Here is a 12,555-nt window from a genome sequence, read left to right as displayed (position 1 = left end):
TCTTAATTATTAAATCAAACCAGCGGGAAATAAAATGATAAAACTAAATTTATTTTTTTTGATGTTTACGTTATTAACTATAATATCATGCAGCTCCGATGAAAAAAAAGTTACACAAAAAAACAAAACACTTTTTGGAAAACTAAATGACGGTCGTGAAGTTTATCTATTTACATTAAAAAATTCTTCAGGCATTGAAGCAAAAATAATCAATTATGGTGCAACAATTGTTTCGCTTTTCGTTCCGGATAAAAATGGAAAATTTGAAGATATTGTTTTGGGATATGATAATCTTGAAAATTATGTTAACGGAACTTCTTACTTCGGTGCAACAGTTGGACGTTACGGAAATAGAATTGGTAAAGGAAAATTTAAAATTGATGAAAATGAATTTCAACTTACAATTAATGATGGCGAAAATCATTTACACGGCGGTAAAATTGGATTTAATAAAGTTTTATGGAAGAGCGAGTTAATTCAAAATAAAGAAGGTGAAAGTTTAAAACTTTCTTACACAAGTCCAGATGGAGAAGAGGGATATCCGGGAAATATGAATATTCATGTTACTTATACTTTAACAAATAACAACGAACTTAAAATTGAGTATTCTGCAACGACTGATAAACCAACGATATCAAATCCAACTCATCATTCGTATTTTAATTTAAGTGGATCATTTGAAAATACAATTTTGGATCACAAGCTGAAGATTGATGCTGATTATATTACTCCGGTTGATAAGGGATTAATTACAACCGGTGAATTAGAAAAAGTTGAAAACACTCCCATGGATTTTAGAAAACCTACAAAAATTGGAGAAAGAATTAATAATGATTTTGAACAATTAAAATTCGGAAAAGGTTATGATCACAACTGGGCAATTAATAATTATGATGGAAGTTTGAAAAATATTGCAAGTTTGTATGATTCAACTTCCGGAAGATTTATGGAAATATTATCAGATCAGCCTGGATTGCAATTCTACTCCGGAAATTTTTTGGATGGAACATCAATTGGGAAAAATAATATAAAATATAATTTTAGAACTGGCTTATGTCTTGAGTCTCAAGTTTATCCGGATTCACCAAATAAAAAAGATTTTCCAAACGCAATATTAAAACCCGGTGAAACGTATAAACAGATTACTATTTATCGATTTTCAATTAAATAAATATTTTAGAAAATATTTTTTATTGCTTGGATTTTTACGAAAGATTATTCAACTGTTAGATTTATAAATATTGATTTTTAGCTTATGGTTACTTCTGAATCCGTTAGCTAACTGATTCAAAGTATTATTGGCGTTAGCGGTCAGCAGACGGATTGTAAACTATGAAATTCTCACTTTTTAATTTGTCGGAAGCCTCATAAAATAAAAACCAAAGGTGGAAAAAATTAACGTATTGGTTAGTCTAAAATTTAGGAAAAAATATGAATTCAGAAATTAAACCTAAAAATGTACCACTTAAAATATTAAATAATGGAAGTGAAATACCTGTAATTGGTTTAGGAACATTCGGATCAGATTCTGTCGATTCTGAAACAGTTGCCGAAACTGTTAAAAATGCTATCATTGGCGGATATAGGCATATTGATTGTGCTTCTGTTTACGGAAACGAAAAAGAAATTGGCAAGAAAATAAATGAATGTTTGAAAGAAGGGATTGTTAAAAGGGAAGAATTGTGGATTACATCAAAAGTTTGGAATGATAAACATGATCAAGTAATTGAATCATGCAAACAATCTTTGAGTGATCTTCAGTTAGATTATTTAGATTTATATTTAGTTCATTGGCCATTTCCAAATTACCATCCACCAAAATGTGATGTAAGTGCAAGAAGCTCTAATGCAAAACCCTATATTCATGAAAACTACATGAAAACTTGGCAGCAAATGGAAAGTTTAGTTGAGATGGGATTAGTAAAAAATATTGGCACTTCAAACATGACAATCCCAAAATTGAAATTGGTTTTAAGAGATTGTAAAATTAAACCATCATGTAATGAAATGGAATTGCATCCGCATTTTCAGCAGCCGGAACTTTTTAATTTTTGCATTGAAAATGATATTCAACCTATTGGATATAGTCCGCTTGGTTCACCCGGAAGACCGGATCGCGATAGAACAAATGATGATACAGTTGATTTAGAAGATCCAGTAATACAAAGAATTTCTAAAAGATTAAATGTAAGACCATCCGACGTGAGTTTAGCGTGGGCAGTTAAGCGTGGACAAATTCCAATACCATTTTCTGTCAATCATTATATGGAAAATCTAAATGCTATTATAAATACTCAGCTTACTAATGAAGATATCGAAGAAATTTCTAAAATTGATAAGAATTGCAGATTAATAAAAGGTCAAGTATTTCTTTGGAAAGATAATCAATCTTGGGAAGATCTTTGGGACCTAAATGGAAACATTCCCTCTTAACTAAAATTATTTAAGGAAATTTTTAAATGAAAATGAAAGGAGCAGTTTTACCGGGCAATAGTTCAACAATGTTAATGGAATTTGATATTCCAAAACCTGGACATGGAGAAGTTTTAATAAAAGTTAAATCGTCAACAATTTGCGGTTCAGATATTAGATGCATTTATCACGAACATTTGGGAAAAGGTCCGGAAGGATATCAATCCGGTATGATTGCCGGACACGAACCTTGCGGTCAAATTATTGAAGTAGGTCCCAGCTGCAGAAGATTTAAAGAAAATGATAGAGTAATTGTTTATCATATTTCGGGTTGCGGTGTGTGCAATGATTGCAGAAGAGGTTACATGATTTCGTGCACAAGCGAATATCGAAGGGCATACGGCTGGCAGCGCGATGGCGGAATGGCAGAATATTTACTAGCAGAAGAAAAAGATTTGGTATTACTGCCGGATGAATTATCATATTCAGATGGAGCTCAAGTTGCATGCGGATTTGGAACAGTATATGAAGCAATTGAAAAAATTGGAATTTCCGGAAATGATGCTGTATTAATAACTGGTTTGGGACCGGTTGGATTAGCTGCCGCAATGTTATGCAAAGCTCTTGGTTCAAAAAATATTATTGGTGTTGAAGTTATTGACGAAAGAATTGAAATTGCACAAAATACCGGTTTGTTCAATTATGTTCTTAAAGCTGGAAATAATAATGTTAATGAAATAAAAAATTTAACCGGCGGATATGGAGTTGAAAAATCAATAGAATGTTCTGCAAATGATAAAGCAAGACTGTTAAGTATTCAAGCTGCACGAAAATGGGGAAAAATTGTATTTGTTGGAGAAGGCGGATCATGTACATTCAATCCATCGCCGGATATTATACATGATCAAAAAACAATTTATGGATCTTGGGTTACTAATATTTGGAGAATGGAAGAACTTGTTGAACGAATTGTAAGATGGGGAATTCACCCGGAAGATTTAATAACTCATAGATTTCCTCTTGAAAAAGTTGAAGAGGCATACGCAGTAATGGCTTCCGGTAAATGCGGTAAAGTTGCCGTTGTTTTCGATGAGGAATTAAAATAATCGAGACTTCTGAAATATTCAAAATGTCATTCCCGTGAAAACGGGAATCTATTGAATTCTCTCTGGATTCCCACTTTCGTGGGAATGACAAGTACCTTTAATTTAATTTTTTAGAAGTTTCATAATCATTAGTGATTCAATAATAATTAAATAGGTTTCATAATGAACTTAACTTCAAAGATTCTAATCGTTATTATTTTTTCTATTCAAATTTTTACAAGTAAAATTATAGCCCAAGAACAGAAAGATTTTAATATTCAGAGTGGAATATTTGAACCTACTTGGGAATCTTTTGAGAAAAATTATAAATGTCCGGATTGGTTTCGTGATGCAAAATTTGGAATTTGGGCACACTGGTCGGCGCAATGTGTTCCGGAACAAGGCGATTGGTATGCACGAAATATGTATATTCAAGGAAATAATCAATATGATTTTCATTTGCAAAAATATGGTCATCCTTCAAAATTTGGATTTATGGAAATTGATAATTTGTGGAAAGCAGAAAATTGGAATCCCGATTCTCTTATGAAATTATATGTTGATGCCGGAGCAAAATATTTTGTTACATTAGCAAATCATCACGATAATTTTGATAATTATAATTCAAAATATCACGACTGGAATTCAACAAAAATTGGTCCGAAAAAAGATATTGTTGGAATTTGGGAAAAACTTGCAAGACAAAATGGAATTTATTTTGGAGTAAGTAATCACTCAGCTCATGCTTGGCATTGGTTTCAAACAGCTTACGGATATGATGGTGAAGGATCAAACGCCGGAATAAGATATGATGCAGCTTCTTTATCAAAAGATGATGGAAAATGTAAATGGTGGGAAGGGCTTGATCCGCAAGATTTATATACCGGACCAAATATGGTTATGCCAAATGGATTAAATTCAATAAGTGAAATAAATGATTGGCATGATAATAATGATAGACTTTGGACTGAAGAAATTCCAGATAATAAAAAATTTGCAGAAAATTGGTTCCTTCGCTGCAAAGATTTGATTGATACATATAAACCGGATCTTCTTTATTTTGATAATTTTGAACTTCCACTTAGGCAATATGGAATGGATATAACGGCCCATTACTATAATTCAAGTATGTTATGGAATAAGGGACAACTTGAAGCAGTTGTTAATGCTAAAGAAATGAAAGGCAATCATAATGCTGGATTGGTGGAAGATATTGAAAGAGGTTTTGCGAATGAATTCAAACAAAACCCTTGGCAGACTTGCACTTGCATAGGTAGTTGGCATTATAGCAAAAAAATATTTGATGAAAACAAATATAAAACTGTTGAGCAAGTTGTTCATCAATTAATTGATATTGTTAGTAAAAATGGAAATTTACTTTTAAGTATTCCAATTAAAGGCGATGGAACAATTGATACTCTTGAAGAAAAATTTCTGAAAGGAATTTCTGTTTGGATGAAAATAAATGGAGAAGCTATTTACGGAACGCGTCCTTGGAAAATTTATGGAGAAGGACCTTCAAAAGTAGCGAGCGGAATGTTCAATGAAAATAAAACTAAGTTCACATCCGAAGATATTCGATTTACCAAAAAAGATAATGTGCTTTATGTTTTCTTATTAGGAATTCCTAAAAATAAATCTATTGAAATCAAAGCATTAGCATCAATTTCTAATCTATTAGAAAATTGTCAACTACTAAATATTAGTTTACTTGGAAGTTCAGAAAAAATTAATTGGATGCAAGAAGAAAACGGACTTAAAATTATTATTCCGGAAAATTTCACTTCTGATCATTCTATTGTATTTAAAATTGAAACGAATTCTATCTGAAAATTCGTAATCGTAAATAATTAATAATAAAATAGATTTTGAAAATTATTTAAAAACTCACATTAAAAAATATTTAAAATTTTTTGTAAAAAATTGTAGTGTACTTAAAGAAAATTAATCTTTGGAGAGTTTAATGAAATTACTATATGTTTTATTGGCTGCTATAATATTTTCAAATGTTTACTTTGCTCAGAAACAAAAAAAATATGATCGATTACCTCATCCGGAACTTGAGAATCCTAATATTCAAAGTATAAATAAAGAAGAACCACATTCTACATTTATGACTTTCACCAATATTGATAGAGCAAAAACAAATCGAAGAGAAAATTCGGAATGGCAGATTTCGTTAAACGGAATTTGGGATTTTAACTTTCGTCAAGGAATAAATAATAGAATTGAAAATTTTGGTGAAACGGATTTTAGCACAATAAAATGGGATAAAATTCCCGTGCCTTCAAATATGGAAATTCAGGGGTATGGAATTCCGATTTATACAAATATAAGATACGAATGGGCTTTTGATAATTCTCAAGTTCCGCCGTTTGTTGATATGGAAAATAATTATTTTGGATATTATAAAAGAGAATTTGAAATGCCGAATGAATGGAATGACCGAGAAATTTTCATTCACTTTGGATCTATTAAATCTGCCGGTTACATTTGGATAAACGGAAAGAAAGTTGGTTTTACAAAAGACGGCAAAACTCCGGCTGAATTTAACATCACAAACTTTGTTAAAAATGGAAATAATAATTTAGCTGTTGAAGTAATTAAGTGGACTGACGGAAGTTATTTGGAATGCCAAGATTTTTGGAGATTAAGCGGAATTACAAGAGATGTTTTTATTTATTCTCAGCCAAAAGTTAGAGTTAGAGATTTTTTTGTGAAATCAACATTGATAAATAATTTCAAAGATGGAAAAATTAATATTGATGTTGAAATAAAAAATCATCTAAATAAAAATATGCAAAAGCAAATCAGTTATGAATTGATAGATGAATCCGGAACAAAAATATTTTCAGAAAATAAATCATTAAATATTAAAAAGAATAGTATTCAGAAAATTAATTTGCAAAATGAAATTAAAAATGTAAAATCATGGTCGGCCGAAATTCCAAATCTTTATGCGCTGCTTATTTATTTAAAATCATCAACTGGAAAAGTTGAAGAAATTATTCCTTACAAATTTGGATTTAGAAATGTTGAAATTAAAGAAGGATTGTTATTGGTAAATGGAAAACCAATTTTAATTAAAGGTGTAAATCTTCATGAGTTTAATCAATTAACCGGTCAAGTTGTTGATGAAGAAACTATGATGTTGGATATTAAGAGAATGAAAGAGTTAAACGTAAACGCGGTAAGAACGAGTCATTATCCTCAACCGGATTTATGGTATGAGCTATGCGATAAATATGGACTTTACTTAGTTGCCGAAGCAAATATCGAATCCCACGGAATGGGATATAATCTTCAAAATGGTCAAACTCTTGGTAATAATCCGAATTGGTTAGAAGCGCATTTGTACAGAACTAAAAACGCTGTTGAGCGCGATAAAAATCATCCAAGCGTAATAATTTGGTCTTTAGGAAATGAAGCCGGTAACGGTTATAATTTTTACAACACTTACAATTGGATTAAACAACGTGATGAAACTAGACTAGTTCAATATGAAAGAGCAAATATGGAGTGGAACACCGATATTTATGTTCCAATGTATGATAGAATTTGGGATATGGAAAATTATGCAAAAAATTATCACGATCGTCCGCTGATTCAATGTGAGTATGCTCATGCAATGGGAAACAGTTTGGGAAATTTAAAGGATTATTGGGATATGATTAAAAAATATCCAAATCTACAAGGCGGATTTATTTGGGATTGGGTTGATCAAGGAATTTTGAAAAAAGTTGGCGATAAAAGATATTGGACATTCGGCGGAGATTACGGACCGAAAGATGTTCCTTCGGATGGAAATTTTTTAATTAACGGTGTTGTTTATCCGGATAGAACTCTAAAGCCTCACAGTTATGAAGTGAAAAAAGTTTACCAAGATATTTCATTTCAACCAATAGATTTATTGAACGGAGAATTTGAAATTTCAAACGATTATTTCTTTAAAACACTTAAGAACTATTATCTTGATTGGTCAATTGAAGTTGACGGAAAAATTATAAAAGAAGGAACTGAAGAAAATATTGGCATAGTACCTCAAGCCAAAAAAAGATTTAAAATTAATGTTGAAGATTTAGAAAAAAATATTGGTAAAAATTATTTCTTAAATCTTTCCGTAAAAATTATTAAAGATGAAAGTTCAATTCTTCCAAATGATTATGAAGTTGCAAATGAACAATTTAGAATTCCTATAAAAACTAAACCTATTCTTAATTCATCAAAAAATAATAGTGAAATTTCTGTAAATGAAAATGATGATGAAATTTTAATTTCCGGCGAAAATTATAAAACAACAATTGATCTTAACAAAGGAATAATTACTTCTTATAATTTTAAGGGAAAAGAATTTATTAAAAACGTTGAAGGATTTAGACCAACATTCTGGCGCGCACCAACCGATAACGATTACGGTTGGAAAATGGCAGTTAAATGTCAACCTTGGAAAGTTGCTTCTGAAAGTGATTTAAAAATTAAATCTCATAATCTTGCAGAAAATGGCGATGGATCTTATAATGTTTCTTTGATATATGATTTCGAAAATGTAAACTCAACATGGAATGTTGATTATACTTTTTATGCAGATGGTGAAGTTAATGTTAATAATAAATTTTTTAGCAATGATACTTCAAAAGACGTAATTCCAAGAATTGGAATGAAAGCAACTCTTCCCTCAGAATTTGAAAACATAGAATATTTTGGAAGAGGCCCGATTGAAAATTATACAGATAGAAAATACTCAACACATTTTGGATTATATAAATCGAAAGTAAGCGATATGTATGTTCCTTATATCCGACCTCAAGAAAATGGACATCGAACAGATGTGTCTTGTCTAAAATTAGTAAATGAAGATGGCATAGGTTTAAAGTTTGAATCAGAAAAATTATTTGAATTTAATGCACTACATAATTATATAAGTGATTTTGATGCGGGTCTTGATAAAGACAAAGATTTAAGGCACACAAAGGATATTGTAAAAAATGATTTGATTCAGTTACATATTGATCATAAAATGATGGGTTTGGGAAGTGACGATAGCTGGGGAGCTATGCCGCATAATGAATATTTAATTTTCCCAAGTAAGAAAGGATACGAGTATTCATTTAAGATAACTCCTATTTCAAAATAAATTACAAGTAACTTCAGAAAAATTAATCAATTGTGATTGTCATTCGCTCGATCCGTTGTTAAAGTTCTGGAATCCAGAATAAGATTTTTGGATTCCGGTCTTGCAATAAACGCAAACTTGCTTACTGGCAGGCTGGCCGGAATGATATTTTGAATCCGTTAGCTAACGGATTCAGAGGTTTCTTTGAATTATTCTGCAATGGTTGAGAAAATAAAAAGTTTAAGACCAATCCTATCTTACTTAATTCTCGTTGTAATATTTATGACTTTTTTTATTCATTTTCATCTAAGAAAAATACTACTGCTAAATGGCCGAAAGTAAATAATGAAACAGAACCTTGGATAAGATGGTGGTGGCATGGAAGCGCAGTAAATAAAAAAGATTTAACTGCAAATCTTGAAGAAATTAAAAATGCGGGTTTTGGCGGAGTTGAAATAACACCAATTTATGGAGTAAAAGGATTTGAAAAAGATGATATAAGTTTTTTATCAAAAGAATGGATATACTTTTAATTATATCTCAGATAAACAAATTCAACAATTAAAATTTGATGATGAAAAAATTATCTCTACTGGTGCTGAATATAAAACGATTATTGTGCCTGAAGGCAGGTTTATTCCTTTAGAAACTATACAGAAAATTTTAGATCTTGCACAAAATGGAGCAGAAATAATTTTTGAAAATAATTTTCCAAATGATGTTCCCGGTCTCTTTAATTTAAACGAAAGACAAGAGACATATAGAAAACTAAAAATTAAAATTAAATTTATTTCACATGGAGAAACAGTTCGCAAGTTTATCTTCAATTAGCGAAAGGAGAATCTTTAATTCTGCAGTGGTATAATACCAAACAAAATATTATGGAATATCCAATTTATGAATTTACAAATAGCACTTTAACTTTAAATGGGAATTGGGAAATTGAGTTTATTAAAGGCGGATCAATAATTCCCAAATCTTTTACAACAAAAGAATTGAAAACTTGGACATCAATTTCGGAAGAACATAAATGGTTTTCGGGCACAGCTGAATATAAAACAACATTTGAAAATCCCGCTTTCAATACTGATTATTGTGAACTTAATTTAGGCAAAGTATTAGAATCGGCAGAAGTTTATTTAAATGATGAAAAAATTTCTACATTGGTTGGGCCATTATTTAAAGTAAACATTGATTGCACAAAATATAAAAAAAATAATAAACTTGAGATTTTAGTAACAAACCTAATGGCTAACAGAATTATAGATTTGGAAAGAAAAGGGAAGAATTATAAAAAGTTTTACAACATAAATTTTGCCGCAAAAGAATCGAAAAACTTAGATAAAAATGGTGTGTTTACAGCAAAAAATTAGGAGCCAAATGAATCCGGATTGTTGGGTCCCGTAAGCTTAACTGCATTAAAAATAAAGAAGTAAAAAAATATTTCTAAATTTATGTTTAGAAAGTTAATAGTGCTCAGAAAACCTCTTCAATTGAATTTCATATACTTAATTGCCGCAATAATTTTTTGTTTGTAAGCGACAGATTATAAATTATTGTATATAATATGAATTACTTAAATTTACTTTTAATAAAATTTCTTGGATTATTTCATGAATAAAATTAGACTTTTACTTTTTTTACAAATAAATTTTCTAATTTTTGTGCAAACTAATTTTTCCCAACAAGATTTTTTTCTTAATGATTGGGAGCCGAAAGAAATTGAAAGTCCAAATTATTTTACAAACGTAGAAAAGCCTTCTGGAATAATTGATTTTGTTGTTACCGTTGATTTTGGCGATACAATAACAAAAATCCCAAAATATATTTATGGAAATAATGCCAATACTTATTCAACTATTATGTGGGATAATGCTAAAGTTGTAAATAACTTGCGAAATCTTAATCCGCATATTCTAAGATATCCAGGCGGTAATCTCTCAAATGAATATTTCTGGGATCGTGCTCCAAACAATAAACCATCGGATATCCCAAATGATGTAAATGTTTGGTTTGGAAAGAATGAAGAAAACTGGACAATGTCACTTGACAATTATTACAGATTACTTGATTCAGTAAATTCAACCGGAATAATTACTGTAAATTATGCTTATGCACGTTATGGAACTTCAGCAAATCCGGTTGCCCAAGCGGCACATTATGCCGCCGAATGGGTAAGACATGATAATGGTCGCACAAAATTTTGGGAAATAGGAAATGAAAATTTTGGAAACTGGAATAAAGGATATGAAATAGATCAAACATTAAATAAAGACGGGCAGCCAAAATTTATTAATGGCGAAATATATGGTCAGCAAGGATTAGTATTTGCTGATTCTATGAAAGCTGCCGCAGATGAAATTGGTCATGAAATTTTTATAGGATTCCAAGCTTTCGAAGAGGAAACTTCGTGGGATGCAATACAAACTTCTTGGAATGAGAAAATGATGGCAGTTGTTGGAGAAGTTCCCGATTTCTATATTGTTCATAATTATTTCACTCCATATGACCAAAATTCTAATGCAAGTGTAATATTAGATTCATATACACGAACATCAAATTTTAAGAATCAAGTTCTAAAAGATCTTACTGAATTCAGACTTGCTCCAAAGCCAATTGCTTTAACAGAGTATAATATTTTTGCGGTAGGTTCAAAACAAATGATTTCGCATATAAACGGAATGCATAGTACACTTGTTCTTGGTGAAGCAATAAAACAAGGATATGGATTAGTTAATAGATGGGACTTATCAAATGGATTTAGTGAAGGTAATGATCATGGTATGTTTTCAAGAGGCGAACCAAATGTAAGTGATTTTACTCCTTACCCGGCATTCTATCATATGATGTATTTACAAAAATACTTTGGTGATGTTTTAGTAAAATCTGAAGTTAGTAAAGTGAATAGTAATTCAAAATTAGATATTGTTGCATTTGCGTCCAACTTCTCATCTAATCATGCTGGAATTACATTAATAAATAAATCTGCGAACAATAGAATTGTAGAACTCGATCTCAAAAACTATGAAGTTGGTGAACGTATTTATTGGTTTCAACTTCAAGATGAAAATGGGGATGGTACATTTTCAAGTAAGGTTTTTGTAAACGGAGAAAGTTCAAGCCAAGTTTCCGGTGGACCAGAAAACTATTTGGAAATTGCTCCTTATTCCTTTACTACAGATGATTCTTTAAAGATCGAGTGCCCGCCTTATTCCGCAATATATTTGCTGCTTGAAGGTGAAACCTTAGTAAATGTTGAAAAAAATATTGAAGAAAAAATTCCAAATAAATTTTACCTAAGTCAAAATTATCCTAACCCATTTAATCCAAATACAACAATAGAATATTCAATCCCTTCAAATCTGAATTTTGAAACATCAAATGTGCAATTAATCATTTATGATATTTTAGGAAGAGAAATAAAATATTTAGTAAATCAATTTCAAAAACCCGGTAATTATAAAATTCAATTTGATGGAACAAATCTAACTTCCGGAGTTTATTTTTATGTTTTAAAATCGGGTGAATTTATGGAAACAAAAAAGCTTATAATACTCAAATAAAATCTTGAATTATTTTTATCAATCGATTAAGTAATCAACAAAAACATTGATATACAAACCCTTGCAAAAGAGAAGTAACTATCTTCACAAACAATCATTAAATTCCAATTAAAAATTTAACATATCTTCCTTCTTTCAAATCGATAAATCAAATTAGATTGAATTTCACTTAGAACTTAAGAATAGTATAAAATTTAATGTAATGAAAAATTAACTTGTAAGTATTTATACGTATTTACAAAAGGTAAATTATTCATTATATTAAATTAAATTATTAAACTAATATAATATTTAGTTATTGTAACTGATTGTGCGGAGCAGTAAAAAAAATAAATAGTATTTTATATCTTATTTTAATCAAGCCCGAAGAAGAATTTTTGAA

The 12,555-nt window shown here is 30.3% G+C and carries 8 protein-coding genes; all 8 read left to right on the top strand.

Going from position 1 to position 12,555, the window contains the following annotated elements:
- Positions 1-34: 34 nt before the first annotated feature.
- The 8 genes from IPH62_00390 to IPH62_00355 all read left to right on the top strand — a co-directional run bounded on the left by IPH62_00390 (position 35) and on the right by IPH62_00355 (position 12,173).
- Positions 35-1,171 (top strand): galactose mutarotase, encoded by a 1,137-nt coding sequence (locus IPH62_00390; GenBank protein MBK7103731.1) that lies wholly within the window; start codon positions 35-37, stop codon positions 1,169-1,171.
- 260 nt (positions 1,172-1,431) lie between these two features.
- A complete protein-coding gene (locus tag IPH62_00385; GenBank protein MBK7103730.1) occupies positions 1,432-2,433 on the top strand; it encodes an aldo/keto reductase in 1,002 nt (333 codons plus the stop codon).
- A 32-nt stretch (positions 2,434-2,465) separates the two neighbouring features.
- The gene (locus IPH62_00380) at positions 2,466-3,518 is read left to right on the top strand and encodes a zinc-binding dehydrogenase (protein MBK7103729.1); all 1,053 of its coding nucleotides are present in this window, start codon (positions 2,466-2,468) and stop codon (positions 3,516-3,518) included.
- Between the two features lie 162 nt (positions 3,519-3,680).
- The gene (locus tag IPH62_00375; protein MBK7103728.1) at positions 3,681-5,327 is read left to right on the top strand and encodes an alpha-L-fucosidase; all 1,647 of its coding nucleotides are present in this window, start codon (positions 3,681-3,683) and stop codon (positions 5,325-5,327) included.
- Positions 5,328-5,460: 133 nt separating this feature from the next.
- Complete coding sequence (locus IPH62_00370) at positions 5,461-8,631, top strand: DUF4981 domain-containing protein (GenBank protein MBK7103727.1); 3,171 nt, start codon at positions 5,461-5,463, stop codon at positions 8,629-8,631.
- 597 nt (positions 8,632-9,228) lie between these two features.
- Positions 9,229-9,441 (top strand): hypothetical protein, encoded by a 213-nt coding sequence (locus tag IPH62_00365; protein MBK7103726.1) that lies wholly within the window; start codon positions 9,229-9,231, stop codon positions 9,439-9,441.
- Between the two features lie 50 nt (positions 9,442-9,491).
- Positions 9,492-9,983, top strand: coding sequence for a hypothetical protein (locus tag IPH62_00360; GenBank protein ID MBK7103725.1), 492 nt, complete (start codon positions 9,492-9,494; stop codon positions 9,981-9,983).
- A gap of 240 nt (positions 9,984-10,223) precedes the next feature.
- Positions 10,224-12,173, top strand: coding sequence for a T9SS type A sorting domain-containing protein (locus tag IPH62_00355; GenBank protein MBK7103724.1), 1,950 nt, complete (start codon positions 10,224-10,226; stop codon positions 12,171-12,173).
- Positions 12,174-12,555 lie beyond the last annotated feature (382 nt).

The sequence above is a fragment of the Ignavibacteriota bacterium genome (assembly GCA_016708125.1).
In the GTDB taxonomy this organism is placed as follows: Bacteria; Bacteroidota; Ignavibacteria; order Ignavibacteriales; family Melioribacteraceae.
Note: the sequence above shows the minus strand (reverse complement) of the source record. Positions and strands in the feature narration are given on the sequence as shown.

What these genes read in the sequence shown, in the direction of transcription:
- IPH62_00390 (MBK7103731.1), top strand. Translation starts at nt 35, where the DNA reads ATGATAAAACTAAATTTATTTTTTTTGATGTTTACGTTATTAACTATA.
- IPH62_00385 (MBK7103730.1), top strand. Translation starts at nt 1,432, where the DNA reads ATGAATTCAGAAATTAAACCTAAAAATGTACCACTTAAAATATTAAAT.
- IPH62_00380 (MBK7103729.1), top strand. Translation starts at nt 2,466, where the DNA reads ATGAAAGGAGCAGTTTTACCGGGCAATAGTTCAACAATGTTAATGGAA.
- IPH62_00375 (MBK7103728.1), top strand. Translation starts at nt 3,681, where the DNA reads ATGAACTTAACTTCAAAGATTCTAATCGTTATTATTTTTTCTATTCAA.
- IPH62_00370 (MBK7103727.1), top strand. Translation starts at nt 5,461, where the DNA reads ATGAAATTACTATATGTTTTATTGGCTGCTATAATATTTTCAAATGTT.
- IPH62_00360 (MBK7103725.1), top strand. Translation starts at nt 9,492, where the DNA reads ATGGAATATCCAATTTATGAATTTACAAATAGCACTTTAACTTTAAAT.
- IPH62_00355 (MBK7103724.1), top strand. Translation starts at nt 10,224, where the DNA reads ATGAATAAAATTAGACTTTTACTTTTTTTACAAATAAATTTTCTAATT.